The 23,434-nt window shown below is 68.4% G+C and carries 23 protein-coding genes; 10 read left to right on the top strand and 13 right to left on the bottom strand.

Going from position 1 to position 23,434, the window contains the following annotated elements:
- Positions 1–52 precede the first annotated feature (52 nt).
- The 5 genes from OG205_RS05115 to OG205_RS05095 form a co-directional block, all read right to left on the bottom strand.
- Positions 53–802, bottom strand: a complete 750-nt coding sequence (locus OG205_RS05115) for a glucose 1-dehydrogenase (protein ID WP_319974474.1) — start codon at positions 800–802, stop codon at positions 53–55.
- Entirely contained in the window at positions 803–2,308 is a 1,506-nt protein-coding gene (locus tag OG205_RS05110) for an aldehyde dehydrogenase family protein (RefSeq protein ID WP_330275076.1), read from the bottom strand.
- Positions 2,309–2,316: 8 nt separating this feature from the next.
- A complete protein-coding gene (locus OG205_RS05105) occupies positions 2,317–3,165 on the bottom strand; it encodes an SDR family NAD(P)-dependent oxidoreductase (protein WP_330275075.1) in 849 nt (282 codons plus the stop codon).
- A gap of 20 nt (positions 3,166–3,185) precedes the next feature.
- Positions 3,186–4,271 carry a Zn-dependent alcohol dehydrogenase gene (locus tag OG205_RS05100; RefSeq protein WP_330275074.1) on the bottom strand — a complete coding sequence of 362 codons (1,086 nt, stop codon included), beginning with the start codon at positions 4,269–4,271 and terminating at the stop codon, positions 3,186–3,188.
- A 78-nt stretch (positions 4,272–4,349) separates the two neighbouring features.
- Positions 4,350–4,541 carry a ferredoxin gene (locus tag OG205_RS05095; protein ID WP_330275073.1) on the bottom strand — a complete coding sequence of 64 codons (192 nt, stop codon included), beginning with the start codon at positions 4,539–4,541 and terminating at the stop codon, positions 4,350–4,352.
- A 45-nt stretch (positions 4,542–4,586) separates the two neighbouring features.
- Between OG205_RS05095 and OG205_RS05090 the strand changes: the two genes are divergently transcribed.
- Together OG205_RS05090 and OG205_RS05085 are read left to right on the top strand one after the other, a co-directional pair.
- A complete protein-coding gene (locus tag OG205_RS05090) occupies positions 4,587–5,747 on the top strand; it encodes an acyl-CoA dehydrogenase family protein (protein ID WP_330275072.1) in 1,161 nt (386 codons plus the stop codon).
- Positions 5,748–5,758: 11 nt separating this feature from the next.
- The gene (locus OG205_RS05085) at positions 5,759–6,670 is read left to right on the top strand and encodes an acyl-CoA dehydrogenase family protein (RefSeq protein WP_330275071.1); all 912 of its coding nucleotides are present in this window, start codon (positions 5,759–5,761) and stop codon (positions 6,668–6,670) included.
- Here the strand turns inward: OG205_RS05085 and OG205_RS05080 are convergent, their stop codons facing one another.
- From OG205_RS05080 to OG205_RS05070, 3 genes are all read right to left on the bottom strand, one after another.
- Positions 6,671–7,639, bottom strand: coding sequence for a hypothetical protein (locus OG205_RS05080; protein WP_330275070.1), 969 nt, complete (start codon positions 7,637–7,639; stop codon positions 6,671–6,673).
- Between the two features lie 70 nt (positions 7,640–7,709).
- Positions 7,710–8,798 (bottom strand): NAD(P)H-dependent flavin oxidoreductase, encoded by a 1,089-nt coding sequence (locus OG205_RS05075; RefSeq protein ID WP_330275069.1) that lies wholly within the window; start codon positions 8,796–8,798, stop codon positions 7,710–7,712.
- A complete protein-coding gene (locus OG205_RS05070) occupies positions 8,779–10,365 on the bottom strand; it encodes an acyl-CoA synthetase (protein ID WP_330275068.1) in 1,587 nt (528 codons plus the stop codon). Before OG205_RS05070 ends, OG205_RS05075 begins: the two co-directional genes overlap by 20 nt.
- Positions 10,366–10,438: 73 nt before the next feature.
- Here OG205_RS05070 and OG205_RS05065 point away from each other — a divergent pair, with 73 nt between their 5' ends.
- From OG205_RS05065 to OG205_RS05055, 3 genes are all read left to right on the top strand, one after another.
- Positions 10,439–11,230, top strand: coding sequence for a crotonase/enoyl-CoA hydratase family protein (locus tag OG205_RS05065; protein WP_330275067.1), 792 nt, complete (start codon positions 10,439–10,441; stop codon positions 11,228–11,230).
- 95 nt (positions 11,231–11,325) lie between these two features.
- Positions 11,326–12,096 (top strand): hypothetical protein, encoded by a 771-nt coding sequence (locus OG205_RS05060; RefSeq protein ID WP_330275066.1) that lies wholly within the window; start codon positions 11,326–11,328, stop codon positions 12,094–12,096.
- 41 nt (positions 12,097–12,137) lie between these two features.
- The gene (locus OG205_RS05055; RefSeq protein WP_330275065.1) at positions 12,138–12,860 is read left to right on the top strand and encodes an HAD family hydrolase; all 723 of its coding nucleotides are present in this window, start codon (positions 12,138–12,140) and stop codon (positions 12,858–12,860) included.
- Here the strand turns inward: OG205_RS05055 and kstD are convergent.
- From kstD to OG205_RS05035, 4 genes are read right to left on the bottom strand one after another with little or no spacing between them, the layout of a single operon-like run.
- Positions 12,857–14,563 carry a 3-oxosteroid 1-dehydrogenase gene (gene kstD, locus OG205_RS05050; RefSeq protein ID WP_330275064.1) on the bottom strand — a complete coding sequence of 569 codons (1,707 nt, stop codon included), beginning with the start codon at positions 14,561–14,563 and terminating at the stop codon, positions 12,857–12,859. The two genes, OG205_RS05055 and kstD, sit on opposite strands and share 4 nt — an antisense overlap.
- Entirely contained in the window at positions 14,560–15,021 is a 462-nt protein-coding gene (locus tag OG205_RS05045) for a pyridoxamine 5'-phosphate oxidase family protein (RefSeq protein ID WP_330275063.1), read from the bottom strand. The genes kstD and OG205_RS05045 overlap by 4 nt, the downstream gene beginning before the upstream one ends.
- Positions 15,008–16,522 carry an acyl-CoA synthetase gene (locus OG205_RS05040; protein WP_330275062.1) on the bottom strand — a complete coding sequence of 505 codons (1,515 nt, stop codon included), beginning with the start codon at positions 16,520–16,522 and terminating at the stop codon, positions 15,008–15,010. Before OG205_RS05040 ends, OG205_RS05045 begins: the two co-directional genes overlap by 14 nt.
- A 25-nt stretch (positions 16,523–16,547) precedes the next feature.
- The gene (locus OG205_RS05035) at positions 16,548–17,576 is read right to left on the bottom strand and encodes an LLM class F420-dependent oxidoreductase (RefSeq protein WP_330275061.1); all 1,029 of its coding nucleotides are present in this window, start codon (positions 17,574–17,576) and stop codon (positions 16,548–16,550) included.
- A gap of 45 nt (positions 17,577–17,621) precedes the next feature.
- Between OG205_RS05035 and OG205_RS05030 the strand changes: the two genes are divergently transcribed.
- Genes OG205_RS05030 through OG205_RS05010 form a run of 5 tightly spaced genes read left to right on the top strand, consistent with a single transcriptional unit; the run spans position 17,622 to position 22,065 of the window.
- A complete protein-coding gene (locus OG205_RS05030) occupies positions 17,622–18,566 on the top strand; it encodes a Zn-ribbon domain-containing OB-fold protein (RefSeq protein WP_330275060.1) in 945 nt (314 codons plus the stop codon).
- Between the two features lie 7 nt (positions 18,567–18,573).
- Positions 18,574–19,629: a thiolase domain-containing protein gene (locus tag OG205_RS05025; RefSeq protein WP_330275059.1), complete on the top strand. Its 1,056-nt coding sequence runs from the start codon at positions 18,574–18,576 to the stop codon at positions 19,627–19,629.
- Positions 19,629–20,771: a thiolase domain-containing protein gene (locus OG205_RS05020; protein ID WP_330275058.1), complete on the top strand. Its 1,143-nt coding sequence runs from the start codon at positions 19,629–19,631 to the stop codon at positions 20,769–20,771. Before OG205_RS05025 ends, OG205_RS05020 begins: the two co-directional genes overlap by 1 nt.
- Positions 20,768–21,628, top strand: a complete 861-nt coding sequence (locus OG205_RS05015; protein WP_093590912.1) for a TIGR03619 family F420-dependent LLM class oxidoreductase — start codon at positions 20,768–20,770, stop codon at positions 21,626–21,628. Before OG205_RS05020 ends, OG205_RS05015 begins: the two co-directional genes overlap by 4 nt.
- The gene (locus OG205_RS05010; protein ID WP_319974494.1) at positions 21,625–22,065 is read left to right on the top strand and encodes a nuclear transport factor 2 family protein; all 441 of its coding nucleotides are present in this window, start codon (positions 21,625–21,627) and stop codon (positions 22,063–22,065) included. The genes OG205_RS05015 and OG205_RS05010 overlap by 4 nt, the downstream gene beginning before the upstream one ends.
- 48 nt (positions 22,066–22,113) lie before the next feature.
- Here OG205_RS05010 and OG205_RS05005 read toward each other — a convergent pair whose 3' ends face one another.
- Positions 22,114–23,340 carry a cytochrome P450 gene (locus OG205_RS05005; RefSeq protein ID WP_330275057.1) on the bottom strand — a complete coding sequence of 409 codons (1,227 nt, stop codon included), beginning with the start codon at positions 23,338–23,340 and terminating at the stop codon, positions 22,114–22,116.
- Positions 23,341–23,434 lie beyond the last annotated feature (94 nt).

Here is a 23,434-nt window from a genome sequence, read left to right as displayed (position 1 = left end):
TCTCGACGACCTAGACGCCGTGGAGATCAACCTGGTTGCGTCCCGGCAAGAGTCAACCGCTCAGCGCGTGCGTCGCCGTCGCCCCTCCGTCGACCACGAACTCCCCGCCCGTGCAGTACGCACTGTCGTCGCTGGCCAGGAACAGCACGACGTTCGCGACGTCCTCCGGCTGCCCGATTCGGCGCAACGCCAGCTTCTTGCCGATCGGCGACACGTCGATCGGCCTACCCAGCGCCTCGCTGACCATCGGGGTGTCGATGGCACCGGGATGCACGGAGTTCACGCGGATCCCGTGCTGCCCCAGCTCCATCGCGGCGACCTTGGTCATGCCCCGGATCGCGAACTTGGACGCCGTGTACGCCACCAGATAGGGCATACCGCCCAGGCCTTCGACCGACGACACGTTCACGATCGACCCGCCGCCCGCGGCCCGCATCGACGGGACGATCGTGCGCATGCCGAGGAACGTGCCGACCTGGTTGATGCCGATCACCCGCTGGTAGTCGGCGAGCTTCGTCTCGGCCAAAGCGGAGAAGTGCAGGATTCCGGCGTTGTTCACGAGAACCGTGATGTCGCCGAACGTCTGCACGGTGAACGCGACGGCCTCGGCCCACTCGTCCTCCGACGACACGTCCAGATGGCAGTACTCGGCACCGAGTTCGGCCGCGAGCTCCTTGCCCTGGTCGTCGAGGACGTCGGTGATCATCACCCGCGCGCCCTCGGCGACGAACCGGCGTGCCGCGGCCGCGCCCTGACCCCGCGCCGCGCCGGTGATCAGGGCGACTTTTCCGTCCAGCCGCATCTACATCATCTCGTCGGTCAGCGGCATCATCACGGTCTTGAGCTCGGTGTAGGCCTCGTAGGCGCTCTGCCCGCCCTCCCTGCCGAGGCCCGACTGCTTGTAGCCACCGAACGGGAGGTGCGGTTCGAGCTGGAACCCGTTGATGCCGACCATTCCGACGCGCAACGCCTTCGAGACGCGGAACGCGCGGCGCACGTCGTTGGTGTAGACGCCGGCGCCCAGTCCGTACTCGGTGTCGTTCGCGATGCGGATGGCTTCCGCCTCGTCGTCGAACGGGACGACGGTCAGCACCGGGCCGAAGATCTCGTCGCGGGCGATCGCCATGTCGTTGTTGGCATCGGCGAAAATCGTTGGCGCGACGAAGTTTCCGGACGCGTAGTCGCCGTCGAGCCGGGTGCCGCCGGTGACGAGCCGGGCGCCCTCCTCCTGACCGCGCTCGATGTAGCCGAGCACGCGTTCGAGCTGCTTGGCGTTGATCAGCGGGCTGGCCAGCACAGCTGGGTCGAACGGGTCGCCGAACGTCACCGCGGTCGCGAGCATCTGCGCCATCGAGAGGAACTCTTCCTGCGCGTCACGCTGCACCAACGCCCGTGTGTGCGCGACGCATGCCTGCCCGGACAGGCCCATGGTGACCATGCCCATGCAGGTCATCGCGGCCAGGCCGACGTTCGGGGCGTCCGCGAACACGATCGCCGGCGACTTCCCGCCCAGTTCCAGGGACACGCGCTTCATCGTGCCGGCGGAGGCCTCGACGATCCGGCGGCCGACGGTGCGGCTGCCGGTGAAGCTGATCTTGTCGACGCCGGGATGGGTGATCAGCGCCTCGCCGGTCGGGTTGCCGGGACCGGTGACGAGGTTGATCACGCCTTCCGGCAGGCCGGCCTCGATCAGCAGCTCAACCATCCGGATCACGCAGAACGACGCGTACTCCGACGGCTTCACCACGACCGTGCAACCCGCGGCCAGTGCGGGCGCGAGTTTCTGGGCGAACAGCACGAACGGCGCGTTCCACGGCAGGATCGCCGCGACGACGCCGACCGGTTCGCGGAACGTCATCGCGAGGTGGTCGCCGCCCTGGTACGGCGGCAGGGTCTGGCCGCCGACCTTGTCGATCCAGCCCGCGTGGTGGTCGAAGATGTCCGCCGCGATGCCGACCGAGGTGGCGTAGATCTGGCCGAACGACAGCGGCACGCCGTTGTCCAGCGCCTGCAGGCCACGCAGCTCGTCCGCGTGCTCGCGCAGCAGATCGCTGTACCGGCGCAGGATCTTGATCCGCTCGCCGGCCCGGCTGCGGGGCCACGGTCCCTCGTCGAACGCCTTGCGGGCCGCGAGCACCGCCGCGTCCACGTCCTTGGCCGACGCGACGGCGAAGCTGCCGATCTCCTCGCCGGTGGCGGGGTGGTGGTGGGTCCAGGTCTCGTCCGCCTCGCGGAACTCGCCTCCGATGAGGAGCCGGCCGTCCTTGAGGCCCAGCGTCTCGCGATGCGGTTGGACGGTGAGCGGCACAGCTCCTCCTACAGATCCATCGTTTCCGTGCAGGCGAAAGTCCTTTGTGGATCGCGATCGGCGAAGTAGCCGTCGAGATCGGTGAACGCGCCGAACTTCTGCTCGACGGTCGGTGGTGCCATCAGCGCGACCATGCCGCCGTGCACGACGAAGACCTGTCCGTTGATCTTGTCTCCGGACGGTCCCGCCAGGTGCGCGACGAACTTCGCGACGTGCTCGGGCGCCAGCGAGTCGTCGCCCTCTGGTGCGTCGCCGAACACGTGCGCCGTCATCTGGGTGCGGGCGCGTGGGCAGATCGCGTTGGCGCGCACGCCATAGCGGCTGGTGCCACGAGCGGTCGCCACGGTCAGCGCCGCGATGCCCGCCTTGGCCGCCGCGTAGTTGGCCTGGCCTTCCGAGCCGAGCAGGAACGCCTCCGAGGAGGTGTTGACGATCCTGGCGTAGACCGGTTCGCCCGCCGCCTTCGACTGCTGCTTCCACAGCGAGACGGCGTTGCGCGACAACAGGAAGTGGCCGCGCAGGTGCACCCGCACGACCAGGTCCCACTCCTCGTCGGACATGTTGAACAGCATCCGGTCGCGCAACACGCCCGCGTTGTTCACGAGGACGTGCAGCCCGCCGAACTGCTCCATCGCGGCGGTGACGAGGGCGTCGGCGGTGCTCCGCTCGCCCACATCACCCTCGACCACGACACATTTCGCGCCCAGCTCCTCGATCTCGGCCGCAGCGGCGTCGGCCGATCCAGGCAGGTCGTTGAGCACGATCGACGCACCGGCTCTCGCGAGCTCCAGCGCTTCCGCGCGGCCGAGCCCGGCACCGGCGCCGGTGACCACGGCGACCTTCCCCGCAAGGTCCACAAGAGACTCCCAGAAATGTGTCAGTCGAAGAGAATGACCTGCCGGATCAGGGATCCGCCACCGCGCAACGCCTGGAGACCCTCGTTGACGTCTTCCAGCCTGATCCTCTTGCTGATCATGCCTTCGAGGTCCAGCCGGCCCTGCCGCCACAGCGCGATCATGCGCGGGATGTCACGGCGGAAGTTCGCCGTCCCGTAGAACGAGCCGTGCAGGGTCTTGTCGTGCAGGAAGAGTTCCTGGGCGCTGAACGACACCATCGCGTCCGCCCGGCCCGCGCCGACGACGACCGTGTGGCCACCGCGGCGGGTCAGGTCCCACGCCTGGCGGATGGTCGCGGGCAGGCCGACGACGTCGAACACGTAGTCGAAGCCCATCCCGAAGTTCAGCTGGTTGTTCAGGTCCACGATGCCGTCGGGCGTAGTCGCGTGCGTGGCACCGAACTTCTGCGCCACCTCGTGCTTCTCCAGCACCGGGTCGACAGCGACGATCCGCGTCGCGGCGGCGAGCCGCGCACCCTGGATCACCGCGACACCGACACCACCGCAGCCGATCACGGCGACGCTGGTGCCCGCTTCGACCTGCGCGGTGTTGAGCACCGCTCCGACGCCGGTCAGGATGCCGCACGACAACAGCGCGGCGATCTCCCACGGCACGTCGTCGTCGATCTTCACCGCGGCGTCGGCGGGCACGACCATCTCCTCGGCGAACGCACCGAGGCCCGCGTACCCGAAGGCGGGGTTGCCCCCGACGACGAACCTCGGTGAGGTGAACGCCGAAATGGTGTGGATGAGACACAGATGCGACTGGCCCGTAACGCACTGAGGACACTTCCCGCACGGCGGCACGAACGTGATCGCCACGTGGTCGCCGACCGCGAGCGACGTCACGGCGCTCCCGATCTCCGCGACCTCACCGGCGCCCTCGTGCCCGACGATGCCGGGGGTCAGCGCGGGCAGCGTTCCGTCCATTGCGGACAGATCACTGTGGCACACCCCGCAAGCCTTGATCTTGATGCGGATCTCCTGCGGCCCCACCGGGGCGGTGGTCACGTCGTCGCGGAGCTCGAGCTTGTCGTCGCCTACCTGGTTGAGCACGGCAGCCTTCACCGGTATCACTCCTCGCTGAGCTCACGGTCGAAGTACTCGTCGCACACTAGAATCTGTTCCTGTTCATGACAAGGCCCATCAGGTTGAGAGGCGCAGCGCGCCCTTGGGGCAGGACGCGACCGCACGTTCCGCCGGAGCCACCTCGCCTGAAGCCAGCTCACCGTCCCGGATCTGCAGAACCTCGTCATCGTCAAGGTCAAACACCTCAGGCAGGATTGACATGCACTCCCCGTGCGCCTCGCACAGCGAAGGGTCGACGTCGACCTTCATCGCGGCCTCCTGACATCAAGTAGAACTTGTTCTAGAGTAGCGGTCATGCGCATCGGTTTCACGCCCGAACAGGAGCAGTTGCGCCAGGAGTTGCGGGCGTACTTCGCCGCGCTCATGACGCCCGACCGCAGAGCCGGTCTCGCCGGTGGCGGCGACTACGGGGACGGTGAGGCCTACAAGGACACCGTCCGCCAGATGGGGCTCGACGGCTGGCTGACCATCGGCTGGCCGCGGGAGTACGGCGGCCGCGACCGTCCGATGATCGAGCAGCTGATCTTCCTCGACGAGGCGTCCGCGGCCGGCGCGCCCGTGCCGTTCCTGACGCTGAACTCCATCGGGCCGACGATCATGAGCTACGGAACGCCCGAGCAGAAGGCGTTCTACCTGCCGAAGATCGCGTCCGGGGAGATCCACTTCGCGATCGGCTACTCCGAACCGGAGGCGGGCACCGACCTCGCCGGGCTGCGCACGCGGGCCATCCGCGACGGCGACGAGTACGTGATCAACGGCCAGAAGATGTGGACGAGCCTCATCCAGTACGCGGACTACGTGTGGCTGGCCTGCCGCACCGACCAGGAGTCGCAGCGGCACAGGGGCCTGAGCATCATCATGGTGCCGACCACGGCCCCCGGCTTCTCCTGGACGCCGGTGCCGACGATGTCCGGCCCGACCACGAGCGCCACCTTCTACGACAACGTGCGCGTGCCGGCGGCGAACCTCATCGGCGAGGAGCACAAGGGCTGGAAGCTCATCACCAACCAGCTCAACCACGAGCGCGTCGCCCTGTGCTCGGCCGCGCCCCTGCAGACCGCGCTGCGCGAGGTTCGTCAATGGGCGGACGAAACCGGTGCCGCGAAACAGGAGTGGGTGCGCCTGCACCTCGCCCGCGTGCACGCCAAGACCGAGTTCCTCAAGCTCATCAACTGGCGGATCGCGTCCGGCGGCGACGAAGCCCCCTCCCCCGCGGAGGCGTCCGCCACCAAGGTGTTCGGCACCGAGTTCGCGACCGAGGGCTACCGGCTGCTGATGGAGGTGCTGGGCGCCAACGGAATCGTGCGCACCGGCTCACCGGGAGCGTTGCTGCACGGCCGGGTGGAACGCATGCACCGGTCGTCGCTGATCCTGACCTTCGGCGGCGGCACCAACGAGATCCAGCGGGACATCATCGCGCGCGTGGGCCTGGGGCTTCCCGCCGTGCCCCGGTAAAGGAGACTTCCGTGGACTTCACCCTGACCGAGGCCCAGCGCGAACTGGCCGCGTTGACCCGCAAGATCCTCGACTCGTCCGACTCGCCATGGCTCGACCTCGTGAAGTCCGGGGTCGTGCCGGAACAGCCCGACGAGTTCGGCGTGCTGGAGCAGTGCTCGGTGCTGATCGAACTGGGCCGCGCGGTCTCCGCCGTGCCCTACCTGCCCGCGACGGTCGCGGCGTCGGCGCTCGCGGAGTTCGGCACGCCCGAGCAGCGCGAACGCTGGCTCACACCGGGAACCGTGCTGTCCGTGGCACTCTCCGAGGCAGACGGCCTGAAGACGACCGTGCCGTTCGCGACCACCGCGGCCGCTTTCCTGGTGGCACAAGACGAGCAGGTGTTCCTCGTCGAGGCGGAACAGCTGGAGATCACTCCGCAGGAGCTGGTCGACGGCTCGGACGCGGGATCATTCGAGCATTCCGGTGGGGAACTGGTGCCCGGTCTCTCCCCCGGCTGGCTGATCACGAGGTACACGCTGGGGTTGTGCGCTCTGCAGCTCGGCGTGACCGAACGGGCTTTGGAACTCACGGCCGAGTACGCGCGGACCCGCGTGCAGTTCGACCGGCCGATCGGCAGCTTCCAGGCTGTGGCGCAACGGCTTGCTGATGCGTACATCGACGTCGCGGCCATCCGGTTGACGCTCTGGCAGGCGGCCTGGCGGCTCTCCGAAGGCCTGGACGCTTCAGAAGAGGTGGCCACCGCGAAGTTCTGGGCCGCCGACGCAGGACACCGCGTCGCACACACCGCCGTGCACGTTCATGGTGGAACAGGCATCGACATGAGCCACGAGGTGCACAAGTACTTCACCGCGGCCAAGCGCAACGAGTTCGAGCTGGGCGGGGCGACCGTCCAGCTCCTCAAACTCAGCGCTGTGCTGTGATCAGCTGCAGAGCCACCGCGCCGGGCGGATGCCCTGCTCCGCGCGGTAGGTGCCGATCAGCGTGGCGGCGTCGGTGATGTCGGAGTAGGTGCTGACCAGCGGCATCGGGTCCGCGACCAGGTCGGTCCGGCCCGTGGTGCGCCACAGGGCGTGGACCTGGGTGAAGCCGGACCGCACGTAGGTGCCCCACACGGTGCCGCTGCCGTTGCGGCCGAACGTCCTGCTCCCGATGGGGTGCGACGTGATCTTCACGCCGTTGAGGTCGTACTCCGCGGTGACGATCTCGCCCGCTGCGTTCCGCTCACGGATGAACACCCTGTTGTTGTCCATCACCGGCCCACCGGCGCTCCCGGCTGGGAGGTCCACCGTCGGGCCGCCGTTGACGTCGTACACCTTCGCCGTGAACCTCGGCGCCGCGGTCACGATCTTGCCGTCGTCGGTGATGCCGAGCACCAGGCTGGCGTTGGTGGCGATCAGCTTCCGGCCGCCACCGCGCGGCCACAGGTACAGGTCGTTGCCGTGTGTACCGGCGATGTCACCCGCCTCGTTGATCGCGCGCCCGAACGACTCCACGCCCGCGTCGGTCTCCAGGAACTCGTACGCGCCGTTCTCGTAGCGGAACGCTCGCGCCGTCCACGGCATCCCGTCTCTCGTGTCGGTCACGGCGCCGGTGATGACCCCGGTGTTGTTCACGTCGAGCGGGCTGACGTTGTTCGCGCCCGTGGGTGACGGCGGCAGTTGCCCCAGGGTGCTGTTCGCCCAGTAGGTCCCGACGGTGTCCTGCCCCACCTGCGTCTGACCGACGATCCGGCTGTTGTCGGCGCTGCCACCGTTGAGGAAGACGTTCGTCGCCGCTCCGGCCGGAACGGGCAGATCCTGCTTGGTGTACTGACAGGCGGTGGCGGAGGCCTGCGGCGCGGCGACGAGCGACGCGAGCACGACAAGGCATGGCAAAAGTACGCGCTTCACGTGTTCCCCCCAGAACGGATTCCGACGCACACCCTAACTCGCCGCGCCGCCAGGTCAAGAGGGATGAGCGTCAGCCGAGTGCGGTCAGCCTCCTGACAGCCTGGTCGAACTCTGCCAGCAGGTCCGCCATGACCTCGGCGACCGGGCGCACCTCGTTCATCCGCCCGACGATCTGACCGACCGGCATCGACACCACGGACGGATCGTCGGACCGGGCGATCCGCAGATGCGCCTCGCTCACCAGGATGTTCTGCAACGGCATCGGCAACGGGTCCGGGGCGTCCGGCTCGGCCCACGCCTCGGTCCACCGCGTCTTCAGCAACCGCGCGGGTTTGCCGGTGTAGACGCGGGTGCGGACGGTGTCGCTGGAACCGGCGGCGAGCAACGCCTCCTTCGTGCTGGTGTTGCCCAGGGTGTACTCGGCCGTGGTGAGCCAGTAGGAGCCCATCCACACCCCGGACGCGCCGAGCGCCAGCGCCGCGGCCGCCTGCCGGCCGGAGCCGATGCCCCCGGCGGCGAGCACCGGCACGTCCACCGCGTCCACGATCTCCGGCACGAGCACCATCGACGCGACCTCACCCGTGTGGCCGCCGGCCTCGTAACCCTGCGCCACCACGATGTCGACGCCGTTGGCGACGTGTCTGCGCGCGTGCTCGGCCTTGCCCGCCAGCGCCGCCACCGGAACTCCGGCCGCGTGCACTCGTTCGATGACGTCGGTGGGCGGCGAGCCCAGGGCGTTCGCGATGAGCCGGATCGGGTGTTCCAGCGCCACGTCGACGTGCGAGCGCGCGACCGAGTGCAGCCAGCCGAGCACGCCCTCACTGCCTTCGCCGTCGGGCAGCGGGGGCACGCCGAGCTTCAGCAGCGTCTGTTGCACGAACTCCTTGTGGCTCTGCGGAATGAGCCCGGCCAGGTCGATCTGCGTGCCCTCCTTCGGCACGGTGGCGGGCATGACGATGTCGACGCCGTACGGCTTGCCGTCGGTGTTCTCGTCCATCCACGTCAACGCGCGGTCGAGGTCCTCCGCGTCGTTGAACCGCACGCATCCGAGGACGCCGAGCCCGCCCGCCCTGCTGATCGCCGCCGCCACGTGCTCGGACGGCGTGAAGCCGAAGACGGGGTGCTCGATGCCGAACTCGTCACACAGGCTGGTGCGCATGGTCCTCCACGTGGCGCTTCGCCCACTGGTAGTCGGGTTTGCCGCTGGGGGTGCGGCCGATCTCGCCGACGAGCCACAACGACCGCGGCACCTTGTAGCCGGCGAGGGTCTCGCGCACGTGAGCGTCCAGTTCGGACAGTGTCGGCGTCGCACCGTCGCGCGGTTGGATGATCACGCCGACGCGCTGGCCGAGCAGGTCGTCCGGGATGCCGATCACGAGCGCGTCGAACACGTCCGGATGCGACTTCAGCACCCCCTCGACCTCCTCGGGGAACACCTTCTCGCCACCGGTGTTGACGCAGGTGTTGCCGCGTCCCAGCAACGTGACGTCGCCGTCCTCCTCGAACCTCGCGAAGTCGCCGGGCACCGTGAACCGCTTGCCGTCGACCTCCACGAACATCCGCGCGGTCTTCTCGGGGTCCTTGTAGTAGCCGATCGGGATGTGCCCGCCGCGCGCCAGCTTGCCGATCACGCCGGGCACGGGCTCGAGCTTGTTGCCGTCCTCGTCGATGACGATGGTGTCCTCGTTGAGCTTCACCTTGGTGCCGTCGGTCTTCACGATCTCCTTCGACACCGCGCCGATGCCGGTGGACCCGGTCTCGCTCGACCCGATCGACTCCAGCAGCGTCGTGTGCGGCAGGTGCTCCTGGTACTGCTTCTTGACTGTGTACGAGAACAGGGCGGCGCTGCTGTTGAGGATGAACAGCGACGAGCCGTCGTAGGAGCCGCGCTGGAACTCCTCGATCAGCGGCCGGCCCATGGCGTCCCCGGTGATGGCGGCGACCTGGACCTTTTCCCTTTCGATCACCCGCCAGATCTCGGCGGGGTCGAACTTGGGCACCAGCACCACCGTGCTGCCGCTGAACAACGCGCCGAGCATGGCCCACTGCGCCGCGCCGTGGATCAGCGGCGGCAGGCACAGCCTGATGAGCCCGTAGTCCTTGCCGGCCTTGGACTGCTGCCACTCGTCGGTCAGTCGTTCGCCGGTCACGAAGTCGATGCCGCCGCCGAGCGTGCGCCACACGTCCTCGTGCCGCCACATCACGCCCTTGGGCATGCCGGTCGTGCCACCGGTGAACAGGATGTAGAGGTCGTCCGGGCTGCGCGGCCCGAAGTCCCGCTCCGCCGACTCCTCGGCGAGCGCGGTCTCGTAGTCGGCACCCGCGAACGTTTCTTCCGTCTCGTCGTCGATCACGACCGTGTGGCCGGGGGCGCCGACCTCCGCGACCAACGGCGAGTACCGCCGTTCGTGTACGAGTGCCGTCAGATCCGCTTCACCGAACAAGTACTGCAACTCGTTCTTGGTGTAGCGGTAGTTCACGTTGATGGCCACGGCACGCAGCTTGAAGACCGCGAGCATGGCTTCGACGAGCTCGATCGAGTTGCGCGCGTAGAGCCCCACGTGCGCACCCTGTGTCACGCCGTTCTTTGCCAGGTGGTGAGCCAGTTTGTTGGCTCGCGCCTCAAGTTCGGCGTAGGTGACCCTCTTGGACCCGCACACGAGCGCGGTCCGGTCGGGCACGGTGTCGGCGGCGTGTTCAACGAGGTCTGCGACGTTGAGGGCCATGGTGGCAAAGTAGAACGTGTTACTGTTCTGGACAATCCCCCGTGCGGTCAGACTCGATCCAGGAGGCGCGTGAATGACGACCACGACGGAACCACATGCGTTGGTGGACTTGGTCGGCAACGTCCTGGTCGTCACGATGAACCGCCCGGAGGTTCGCAACGCGTTGTCCGGCCCGATGCTGGCCATCATGCGCGAGGCGTGGGACCGCGTGGACTCCGATCCGGACGTGCGCGTCTGCATCCTCACCGGCGCGGGCGGCTCGTTCTGCGCGGGCGCGGACCTGAAAGCCATGACGTCCAACCATCCCAGCGAGAACGCCGGCAAGTTCGACTTCTCCGTCATCGAACCGCTGCTGAAAGGTCGTCGATTGACGAAACCGCTCATCGCGGCGGTGGAAGGACCCGCGGTCGCGGGCGGCACGGAAATCCTTCAGGCGACGGACATCCGCGTGGCCGGCGAGAGCGCGCGGTTCGGCGTCTCCGAGGCGCGCTGGGGCCTGTTCCCGCTGGGCGGCTCGGCGGTCCGGCTGCCGCGGCAGATCCCGTACACGGTGGCGGCCGACCTTCTGTTGACAGGACGGCACATTCGCGCGGCGGAGGCCAAGGAGATCGGTCTGATCGGGCACGTCGTGCCGGACGGTCAGGCGCTCGACAAGGCGATGGAGCTGGCCGCGTTGATCACGGCCAACGGGCCGATCGCCGTCCAGAAGATCCTGCAGACCATGCGGGAGACCGAGGCCATGCACGAGAACGACGGGTTCAAAGTGGACGCTCGGCTCGGGATGGAGGTGTTCTCCAGCGAGGACGCCAAGGAGGGCCCTCGCGCCTTCTCCGAGAAGCGCAAGCCGGAGTTCAAAGGCCGGTAGATACCTCTCCAACCAATTCGTTCGTGCCCGTAACACTCCGCGGGACAGCTCCGATCTGCGTATCAAACATCCGCGGTCCGGGGCAGGTGCAGGTCTTGAAACACTCCGATCAGTCGGCCGAGAACGACATCAGCGGGGATGTCCACGGCACGTCGTTGCAGGCCACGTCGATGGGCGACGTCTACGTCGGCGAGCCCGCCAGGCCCCGGTGGCTCAAGGCGGTGCAGTACCTGGCCGCGCCGGCGGTGGCGGTCGTCGCGGGCGCCACGCTGACGGCCGTCCAGCTGGTGTCGCCGAACGACCCGATCACGGAGACCCCGCTGGCCGAGGCAGGTTCTGTCCCGGCGGAGACCACCACGACGTCGTCATCGTCCTCCGCGGCCGATGCGCGGACTCCCGCCACAATGGCCGGTGCGAACCGTCCGGTGCCGCCCGGATCGACTCCGCGCACCGCCAGTGGCACGTCGATCACCGCCACGCGCGCCCCGAAGACCAAGGTCACTTCGGCCGCGCCACCGATCACGCAGTCCGGCGTGCGGTACAGCGGCGAGCTGCGGTTCGGCAGTTTTCACCTGGATCCCGCCACCCCGCGCGACGTGCCGGAGTCGAATGTCTGGGCGCTCACCCCGACCCGGCTGCACGGCGACCCCGGTTACTGGCTGGCGGAGTGGCACAGCGACGGCGTGCCGGGGCAGCAGGAGTGCGTGGCGCACCTCGAGAAGAACTCCACGCTGGACGCGGACAACGTGGTCGTGGGCAGCCGGGTCTGCGGGAAGACCCCTGAGGGCCGGATCTTCCGCATCGACGTCACGGTGCTGGACGGCAGCGCGATCACCGGCCAGGTCACCGTGTGGGAGTCCTCCTGAACGCCGCTCGACTCGGGATCGATGTGGTTAGCATCGGATCCGTGAGACCTGTCGTCATCGTCGATCTCGACGACTGCCTGATCCCGGACGGTGCCGCGGCGCGTGCCGCCATCGCCGCCGTGCTGGACGAGTTCGCGATCGCAGCGACCGAGCAGGCCGTCGACTCGGTGCTCGTCGCCGCCCGCCGGGAATGGCGCGACCACAGGCGCGTCACCCATCGCGAGGTCGAACGGGTCGCGTCCTGGGAGGCGCTCTGGGCGGACTTCCACGACCTGCCGATGCCGCGCGAGACCGTTCAGGCGCTCGTCGGCAACGACGTCCGAGCGTGGCGGCTCGCCCTGGACGACCTGGGAAGCGCCGCCGACGCCGCACAGGCCGCGCTGGCGTTCCGCAGGCTGCGCAGGGCTTTGGTGCGGCCGTTCCCCGGTGTGGAGTCCGCATTGGACTCACTGCGCGAACGCCACGAACTGTGGCTCGCCACGGACGGCTGCCGGTCGCTCCAGCGCGCGAAGATACAGCTGTCCGGGCTGGCCGACCGGTTCGAGCGCGTGTTCGTCTCCGGCGAGGTCGGACATCCGAAGGGCACAGCCGAGTTCACGGCGGCCGTCCGCACCGCGCTGACGGACGGCCGGACCGTGTGTCTCGTCGCGGGAGACAGCACGACCACCGATCTCCTGCTCGCGGAGACCGGTGGCTGGCCTTTCGTGCAGATCACCGACGAGGTGCGGTTCGTGGACGTGCCCGCACTTTGCCGCTGTCCCTAGACGTCGTTGGCCGCGATGTACCCGAACGTCATGGCGGGCCCGATCGTCGACCCCGCCCCGGCATAGCTGTGGCCCATCACGGCCGAGCTGACGTTGCCCGCCGCGTACAGCCCGGGAATCACCGAACCGTCCGGCCGCAGCACACGGGCCCGCGCATCGGTGACCAGGCCGCCCTTCGTGCCGAGGTCGCCGGGCACGATCTTGAAGGCGTAGAACGGCGGTGCCCACAGCGGTGCGAGGCACGAGTTCGGGAAGACCGCGGGGTCCGTGTAGTAGTGGTCGTAGGCGCTGTCGCCGCGTTTGAAGTCGGGGTCGCGGCCGGTCATGGCCTGGCCGTTGAACCGGCTGACGGTCGACTTCAGGGCCGCTCCGGGAACCCCGATGGCGCCGGCCAGGCCGTCCAGGGACCAGTTCTTCACCACGGCGCCGGACTGGTACCAGCCGTCGGGCAGCGGCAGGGTCGGGGCCACGTCGGCGAACAGGTACCTGTTGCGGTAGTTCTGGTCCACGACCAGCCAGGCGGGGATGCACGGATCGGCGGGGTTCTTGTCGTACATGACGTGCACGACGTCGCTGTAGGGCGCGGCCTCGTTGACGAAGCGCTTACCCGCCGCGTTGATCATCAGGCCGCCGGGGAGCGTGCGTTCGGCGAGGCAGAAGTACGGGGAGCCCGGTGTCGGGATGGCCGGACCCCACCAGGCGTCGTCCATCAGGTCGAGCGCGGCGCCCGCTCGTTGGCCGGCGCGGTGGCCGTCGCCGGTGTTCTCCTTCGCGCCGACGGTCCACTGTGTACCGATCGGCTGGCGCTGGTACTGGGCGCGCATCGCCGCGTTGTGCTCGAAGCCGCCGGAGCCCATGATCACGCCGCGCCGGGCGCGCACGACGCCCCGTGACGTCAGCACTCCCTTGACGGCGCCGTTCTCCACGAGCAGGTCCTGGAGGCCGGTGTTGAGCCACACCGGGACGTTCGCCTGCATCAGGCCCGCCCGCAGACCACCGGCCAGCGCCTGGCCCATGGTCAACGGCTTCTGGCCGGCCAGTGCGGCTGCCGTGCCTCGCGCCAACGCCGCTGCAGCCGTCGCGGCGCCCTTCGCGTTCACGAGAGCGAGTGCGAGCCACTTGTAGTCGGCACCGTAGATGACCATGCCCGCCGGGGTGGCGAGGTAGGGCGCGTTCAGGTTCGCGAGCTCGGCGCCGAGGATCCGGCCGTCGATCATCTCCGGCTCGATCGAACGGCCCTTCGCGATGCCACCGGGGTATTCCGGGTAGTAGTCGCTGTAGCCGTCCATGTGCCGGAAGCGCAGCGGGCTGTTGCGCATGACGAACGAGATCATCTGCGGCCCGTGCGACAGGTAGGCCTGTTGCCGCACCAGCGGGATGTCACCGACGACCGCGGCCATGTACTGCGCGGCCTTCGCGGGCGTGTCCGGGATGCCGGCCGCGAGGATGACCTCGTTGTTGGGGACCCAGATGCCGGCACCGGACCGGGCGGCCGAACCGCCGTAGGTCGGCGCCTTCTCCACGACCACGCAACTCAGGCCGCGCTTGGCGGCGGCGAGCGCGGCGGTCATGCCGGCCGCACCCGCGCCGACGACCACGACGTCGAACTCGCCGAGGTCCGCGGAGGCCGACGACGGCTTGACTAGTCCCGAAGCCAGCGCGAGACCGGCTCCGGCGAGCACCTGACGGCGGTTCAGGTTCATGGGGTCACTCCAGACATCGTCTTCCGGTGGTCCCAGCTGGCGGTCTTCGTCGGACGGAAGATCACGGCGACGCGTCTCGACATCGCCTTGCGCAAGGCCTCGCGGGCGTCGGGATCGGAGCCGACCTCGCCGAAGTTGCGCGCCACCACCGCGTCCACGACCCGGCCGAGGTCCGGCATGAACTCGGTGACGCCCTCCATGTGCACGCCGCGCAACTGGTCGTAGGTCTCCCCCGCCTCGGCCAGCACGCTGCAGCGCGGATCCCGTTGCAGGTTCACGATCTTCTGCGACTTGCGGTCGGTGCAGAACACGAGCTCGCCGTCCACCCACGCGAACCACATCGGCGCGAGGTGCGGCAGCCCGTTGCGGCCGATGGTGGCGACGATCAACGTCTTCTGCTCACCCAGAAACGCCTCGACCTCTTCGGCCGACATCTTGATCGCGTCACGCACGGTCACGCAACTTTCGCTTGTACAGCTTGCCGTTCGGATCGCGCGGCAGTTCAGCGAGGTACTCGATCGTCCGCGGCAACTTGAACTTGGCGAGCCTCGTGCGCGCGAACTCCAGCAGTTCCTCCGTCAGCGCGTCATCGGCGACCACTCCGTCCGTGGGCTGGACAACGGCCTTGATCGCCTCGCCCCAGTCCGGGTGCGGCACACCGAACACGGCCACGTCCGCGACCTTGGGATGACAGATGAGCTCACCTTCGATCTCGGCCGGGTAGATGTTCACCCCACCGGAGATGATCATGTCGTTCTTGCGGTCACACAGGAACAAGTAGCCATCGTCGTCCAGATAACCGATGTCCTGCAACGTGAACAGCTTGCCCACCCGCGCGGCACGGGTCTTCTCCGCGTCCTTGTGGTACTCGAACGTCGCGTCGCCCATCCGCATGTAGACCAGGCCCTGCTCACCGACGGGCAGCTCGGTGCCGTCCTCTCCCAGGATCTTGATCTCGGACGTCGGCCACGGCAGCCCGACGGATCCGGGTTTCCGCAGCCATTCCTGAGCGGTGATCGCGGTGCCGCCGCCCTCGGTGGCCGCGTAGTACTCGATCACGACCGGTCCCCACCAGTCGAGCATGCGGCGCTTGACCTCCAGCGGGCACGGCGCCGCACCGTGGATCATCGCGCGCAGCGAACCCATGTCGTACTTGGCCTTGACGTCGTCCGGCAGCGCGAGAAGCCGATGGAACTGGGTCGGCACCATGTGGCTGTGGGTGACCTTGTGCCGTTCGATCAGCCGCAGCATGTCCTCGGGCGCCCAGTGGTCCATCAGCACGGCGGCGTGGCCGAGCTGGATCGAGATGACGACGAAGTTGAGCACCGCCGTGTGATAGAGCGGCGACCCGCACAGGTGCACGTGCCCGTCGTGCGGCTTGATCCCGAAAATGCCGAAGAACCAAGGGGCGGACGGCGGCACGACATCGGGGTCGGCACCGGTCAGTGGCCTGCGCACGCCCTTGGGCCGGCCGGTCGTGCCGGAGGTGTAGAGCATCGGCGACCCGGTGGTACGTCCCTCGGGACGGCCTTCCTCACCGGCACCGAGCTTCGCCAGCGGCGTGAAGTCCGGGATGTCCCCGACCGCGAACCGGGCGTTGGCGGGCAGACTGGCCGAGGCCTCCGCGGCGGCGGCCGCGAACCGTTCGTGGGCAACGAAAGCCTTCGCTCCGCTGTCCTGCACGAGGTACGCGACCTCGGCCCCGGTCAGGTGCCAGTTGGCCATCACGACGTAGAGGCCGGTCTGGAAGGCGGCGAAGTACACCGACACCAGATCGGCGCTGTTGGGCAGCATCAGCACGATGCTGTCGCCGGGTTCGAGCCCCAGGGCCCGGAACCCGCGCCCGTAGCGGTTCGCGGAGTCCGCGAGCTCCGAGTAGGTGATCTCTCGACCACTCGGATCGACCAGCGCGGTCAGGTCCGGCTGATCGGCAGCGATGTTCCAGAGTCCTGTGACCACACCCTCAAAGTAGAACGCGTTTCACCTACTGACAAGCCTCCGACAAGGCCTTGATCGAGGCAACGTCGCGGCAGCCGACGAGCAACGTCGTGACGCCCGCCTTCTCCCACCGGCGAACCTCGTCGCGCACGTGCTCGGCGTTGCCGACGATGCTGATCTCGGCCACCAGCTCGTCCGGAACCACCTGCGCCGCCTCGTCCTTGCGGCCCGCCTGGAAGAGCCTGCCGACGTCCTCGACGACCTCGCCGTATCCCATGCGGGTGAACACCTCGGCGTGGAAGTTCATCCCCGGCGCACCCATTCCGCCGATGTACAAAGCGACGAACGGCTTCAACATGGCGCGCACCGACGCCGGATCGTCCGTCACGACGACCTGGCACGTGGCAGCGATCTCGAAGTTCTCCCTGCTACGGCCCGACTTCGCGAAGCCTTCGTCAAGCCATTCGTCGTACATGCCGGCGAGCCTGGGCGCGTAGTAGATGGCGAGCCACCCGTCCGCGATCTCGGACGTCAGCGCGACGTTCTTCGGCCCCTCCGCACCGAGCCAAATGGGCAGGTCAGCGCGCAGTGGATGGGTGATGGGCTTCAACGGCTTGCCCAGCCCGAGAGCGCCCGGCCCCTGGTAGGGCAACGGGTAGTGCGGGCCGTCGTTGCGCACCGGCGCCTCGCGAGCCATCACCTGACGCAGGATCGACACGTACTCCCTGGTCCTGGCCAGGGGTTTCGCGAACGGCCGCCCGTACCAGCCCTCCACGACCTGCGGCCCGGACACACCCAGGCCGAGCACGAACCGGCCGCCGGAGAGGTGGTCCAGGGTCAGCGCGTGCATCGCGCAGGCGGCCGGTGTGCGCGCCGACATCTGCACGACGGACGTGCCGAGCCGCACCCTCGAAGTCTCGGATCCCCACCACGCCAACGGGGTGAACGCGTCCGATCCCCACGCCTCGGCGGCGAACACCGCGTCGAAGCCGAATTCCTCCGCCGCCGCCACGAGTTCGGCGGCGTTCTGGGGCGGACCGGCGCCCCAGTACCCGAGCTGCAGACCGAGCTTCATGCACCCATCTTGCCACCATTTCGAGAACCTGTTTCACTTTGATCTGTGACTCGGCCGCTGAGTGCTCCGCTCGACGTTGGCTTCGACTACACGCGCTCGCTCGGCCCGACGCTGGGCCGGTTCCTCTCGGATCTCCGCCGCCGCAAGGTGACCGGGATCCGCGGCAGTGACGGGCGCGTGCACGTGCCGCCGCTCGAGTACGACCCCGTGACCGCCGAACGCCTCCATGAGTTCGTGGACGTGACGGCGACCGGTGTCGTGCGCGGGTGGTCGTGGATTCCCGAACCCCTCGAAGGACAGCCGCTCGACCGGCCGTTCGCGTGGGCGTTGATCCAACTCGACGGCGCGGACACCTCGTTGCTGCACGCCGTCGACGCCGGCTCGCCGGACCAGATGGCGACCGGAACACGCGTGCGCGCAAGGTGGCGTGACGAACGCGTCGGCGCGATCACCGACATCGAGTGCTTCGAGATCTCCGACGAACCCGCCGACCCACCGGTCGAGGCGGAGGCCGTCACGATGGTCACGACACCGGTGAACCTGCACTACACGCACTCGGCGTCGCCGACGGAGGACCCGTTCCTGCGTGGCCTCATGGAAGGCAGGCTGATCGCCCAGCGCTGCCCGGTGTGCGAGAAGGTCTACTTCCCGCCGCGCCCCGCCTGCCCCGTGGACGGCGTGCCGACGACGGACCAGATCGTCCTGTCCGACCGCGGCACCATCACGACGTACTGCGTGGTCAACGTCCCGTTCCTCGGCCAGCGCATCCCGCCGCCGTACGTCTCGGCGTACGTGCTGCTCGACGGGGCGGACATCCCGTTCCTGCACCTGCTGCTCGGCGTCGCACCGGAGGACGTGCGGATGGGCATGCGCGTGGAGGCGGTCTGGAAGCCACGCGAGGAGTGGGGCCCGACGATGCAGAACATCGACCACTTCAGGCCGTCCGGTGAGCCGGACGCGCCGTTCGACTCCTACTCCCAGCACCTGTGAGGCTCGCGTGCGTGACATTGCGGTAGTCGGCTTCGCGCAGACGCCCTGCGTGCGCGAGACCGACGGCACCACCAACGGTGTCGAGATGCTGGTGCCGATCTTCCACGAGGTGCTCGGCGGGCTCGGGATCACCAAGACCGACATCGGGTTCTGGTGCTCGGGCTCCTCGGACTACCTGGCCGGGCGCGCGTTCTCGTTCGTCTCGGCGGTCGACGCGATCGGCGCCTTCCCGCCGATCGCCGAGTCGCACGTCGAGATGGACGCGGCCTGGGCACTGTACGAGGCGTGGGTGAAGCTGCTCTGCGGCGAGATCGACACCGCGCTCGTCTACGGCTTCGGCAAGTCGTCGGCCGGCCAGCTGCGGCGGGTCATGGCGATGCAGCTCGACCCCTACCTCGTGACGCCGCTGTGGCCGGACTCCCTTGGCCTGGCCGGAATCCAGGCGCGCATGGGTATCGAGAACGGCCTCTGGGACGAACGCGCGATGGCCGCCGTGGCCGCGCAGAGCCGTTCTGCCGCCCTCTCGAACCCCCTGGCCCAGCTGTCCGGTGAGGTCGATGCCGACGAGTTGCTGAACTTGCCTTACGTCGCGGATCCGTTGCGCCGTCACGACTGCGCGCCGATCACCGACGGCGCGGCCACGATCGTGCTGGCCGCCGGAGATCGTGCACGAGAACTGTGCGAACGTCCGGCGTGGATCACCGGCTTCGAACACCGCGTCGACTCGCCGTCGTTCGGCACGCGCGACCTCACGACTTCCCCGTCAGCGGTGGCCGCGGGCAAGTCGGCGGGCACCGATGGCGTCCAGGTGGCGGAGCTGCACGCCCCGTTCACCCACCAGGAAATCCTGCTGCGCCAGGCACTCGGGCTCGGCGACGACGTGACCGTGAACCCGTCCGGCGGAGTGCTCGCGGGCAACCCGATGTTCGCGGCCGGGCTGGCGCGCATCGGTGAGGCAGCCCGCAGGATCCACGACGGTTCGGCGACCAAGGTCCTCGGACACGCCACCAGTGGGCCACTCCTCCAACAGAACCTCGTCTGCGTCATGGAAGGGCGTGAGTGATGCGACCGGCAGCAGTGGTAGGCGTCGGCCAGACGCACCACGCCGCGAAGCGCCTCGACGTGTCGATGGCGGGCTTGTGCCGTGAGGCGATCGATCGCGCGATGGCCGACGCCGGCGTGGACTGGTCCGACATCGACGCCGTGGTCCTCGGCAAGGCACCGGACCTGTTCGAGGGCGTGATGATGCCCGAACTGTTCCTCGCCGACGCTCTGGGCGCGGTCGGGAAACCGTTGCTGCGCGTGCACACCGCCGGTTCGGTCGGCGGCAGCACGGGCAACGTGGCGGCCTCGCTCGTCCAGTCCGGTGTGCACAACCGCGTTTTGGCCGTGGCGTTCGAGAAGCAGTCCGAGTCGAACGCGATGTGGGCGCTCTCCGTGCCGACGCCGTTCACGATGCCCGTGCACGCGGGTGCCGGCGGCTACTTCGCGCCGCACGTACGTTCCTACATCCGCCGAGCCAGTGCCCCCGAGCACATCGGCGCGATGGTCGCCGCCAAGGACCGCCGCAACGGCGCTCGCAATCCCTACGCGCACCTCAAACAACCGGACATCACCGTCGAATCGGTGCAGGCCTCCACCATGCTGTGGGACCCGATCCGTTACGACGAGACGTGTCCCTCCTCGGACGGCGCCTGCGCGGTGGTGATCAGTGCGGAACCCACGTCGGGCCAGGCCGCCTGGATCCGCGCGACCGCGATGCGCACCGAGCCGACGACGTTCGCCGGCCGCGACCAGGTCAACCCGCAGGCGGGCCAGGACGCCGCCAGGGCGTTGTGGAAGCAGGCGGGCATCACCGACCCGCTGTCCGAAGTGGACGCCGCCGAGATCTACGTGCCGTTCTCGTGGTTCGAGCCGATGTGGCTCGAGAACCTCGGCTTCACCGACATCGGGCAGGGCTGGAAGCTCACCGAGGCCGGCGAGACCGAGATCGGCGGCCGCCTGCCGGTGAACCCGAGCGGCGGCGTCCTCTCGTCCAACCCGATCGGTGCCTCCGGTCTGCTGCGCTTCGCCGAAGCCGCCATGCAGGTCATGGGCACCGCGGGAGACCACCAGGTCGACGGCGCGCGGGTCGCGCTGGGCCACGCGTACGGCGGTGGTTCGCAGTTCTTCGCCATGTGGGTCGTAGGATCGGAGAAGCCTTGAAGTTCACCGTTGGCATCGCCATGAGCCCACTCGACCAGCTGACCGAGTTGGCCCAGTGCGCCGAGGAGTGCGGCTACGCCTCGATCGCGCTGCCGGACTCCCTGTTCTTCTCGGAGAAGGTGTCCGCGGACTACCCGTACACCCCGGACGGCTCCCGCATGTGGAACGCCGAAACGCCGTGGGTGGACCCGTTCGTCGCCGCCGCCGCGATGGGCGCCGTGACGTCCAGGATCAACTTCTACACGCAGGTCCTGAAACTGGGCTCCCGCAACCCGTTGCTGCTCGCCCGCCAGGTCGGGTCGGTCGCGCACATGACCGGCAACCGGTTCGGGTTCGGCGTCGGCCTCGGCTGGTCGCCGGAGGAGTTCGAGTGGTGCGGCGTGCCGTACAAGAACCGCGGCCCGCGCGTGGACGAGATGATCGACGTGCTGAAGCTGGTGCTCGGTGGCGGAATGGTCGAGTACCACGGCGACTACTTCGACTTCGACCGGCTGCAGATGTCGCCGGCACCCACTTCGCCGGTGCCGTTCTACGTCGGCGGCCACTCCGCCGCCGCGTTGAAGCGCGCCGCCCGCGTCGGCGACGGCTGGACCTCGGCGATGATCAAGTTCGAGGAGCTCAAGTCGGTGATCGCCCAGCTCACCGACCTCGGCTGCTTCGAGCGGCCGTTCGAGATCCAGGCCGTGTGCATCGACCGGTTCGGTCTCGACGGCTACAAGCAGCTCGACGAGGTCGGCGTGACCGACACGATCGTCGTGCCGTGGCTGTTCTACGGCGTCGGCTTCGACGGCAGCCTGCAGGCCAAGAAGGACGGACTTCGGCGCTTCGCCGACGAGGTGATCGGAGAGTTCGCGTGACCGCAGTTACCTGGACGGCGTCCAAGACAGAAACCCCCGCCCGTTTGGCCTCGTGGCGTTCCATGGAGGCCGTGTCGAGCGGCAAGAAGGACGAGTGGCTGGCCCTGTTCGCCGAGGACGCCGTGGTCGAGGACCCGGTGGGCCCGTCGATGTTCGACGCCGAGGGCAAGGGCCATCACGGCAAGGAGGCGATCGCCGCCTTCTGGGACCTCGCGATCGCCAACGTCGAACGCTTCGAGTTCGCGATGCACGACTCGTTCGCGGCGGGTTCTGAGTGCGCGAACGTCGGCACGATCAGCGCGTTCCTGCCCGGCGGGGCGCGCGTCGACACCGAAGGCGTGTTCGTCTACAACGTGGGCGAGGACGGGCTGATCAAGTCGATGCGGGCGTTCTGGGAGACCGAACGGGCGCTCGCCACCCTGCGCGTCGAGTCCTGAGTTCATGACTGAGGGCCCCTCCGAACCGGAGGGGCCCTCAGTCGTGCGTCACGAGTACTGGACGCGGAACTCCTTGATGCCGTTGAGCCAGCCGGAACGCAGCCGCCGCGGCTCGGCGATCTGGCGGATGTTCGGCATGGCGTCGGCGATCGCGTTGAAGATCAGGTCGATCTCCAGCCGGGCCAGGTTGGCGCCGATGCAGAAGTGCGCGCCGCTGCCGCCGAACCCGAGGTGCGGGTTGGGGTCGCGGAGGATGTCGAACTTCTCGGGGGCCTCGAAGACCTCGTCGTCGAAGTTCGCCGACGAGTAGAACATCCCGACCCGCTGCCCCTGCTTGATCTCCACGCCGCTCAGTTCGGTGTCGGCCATGGCGGTGCGCTGGAACGAGATCACCGGCGTGGCCCACCGGACGATCTCGTCGCCGGCCGTGGTGGGCCGTTGGTCCTTGTACAGCTCCCACTGCTCGGGGTGGTCGAAGAACGCCTTCATGCCGTGCGTGATGGCGTTGCGCGTGGTCTCGTTGCCCGCCACAGCGAGCAGCAGCACGAAGAACCCGAACTCCTCCGACGCGAGCCCGGCACCGTCCACGTCCGCCTGGACGAGCTTGGTGACGATGTCCTCACGCGGGCACTTGCGCCGGTCCTCCGCCATCGTCCAGGAGTAGCCGAGCAACTCCGTGGCGGCGGTCAGCGGCTCGATCTCGAACTCGGGGTCGTCGTAGGCGATCATCTGGTTCGACCAGTCGAAGATCTTGCGACGGTCGTCCTGCGGAATCCCGATCAGCTCCGCGATCGCCTGCAACGGCAGCTCGCACGCGACGTCCGAGACGAAGTCACCGCTGCCCTTCTCGAGTGCCTCCGCCACGATCTGCTCGGCGCGCGAAGCGAGTGCCTCGCGCAGGCTGTTCACCGCGCGAGGGGTGAATCCGCGCGACACGATCCCGCGCTGCTTGGTGTGCGTCGGCGGGTCCATGTTCAGCAGAAGCAGCCGCTGCATCTCGATGTTGTCGCGCGGCATGTCGTCCTTGAACCGGATGATCGCCGTGTTCTCACGGCTGGAGAACAGCTCGCTGTTGCGCGAGACCTCCTTGACGTCGTGGTGCTTCGTCACCACCCAGAAGCCTTCGTCCGGGAACCCGCCCTCGCCCAGCGGCTTGGAGTTCCACCAGATCGGCGCGGTCTGGCGCAGTTCGGCGAACTCCTCGAACGGCAGCCGGCTCGCGTACATGTCGGGGTCGGTGAAGTCGAAGCCTTCCGGGATGCGCGGCTTGCTCACAGGCACCTCCTAGGTGGAACGCGTTCTATCCGATTCAAACACGCTTGCGGCTTGTATTGAAGGCCCCAGACGGCCAATCTGGAGCAACACAGGA

It is taken from the genome of Lentzea sp. NBC_00516 (assembly GCF_036346835.1).
Classification (GTDB): domain Bacteria; phylum Actinomycetota; class Actinomycetes; order Mycobacteriales; family Pseudonocardiaceae; genus Lentzea; species Lentzea sokolovensis.
The sequence above is the reverse complement of the archived record's forward strand: the minus strand, read 5'-3'. Positions and strand labels throughout refer to the sequence as shown.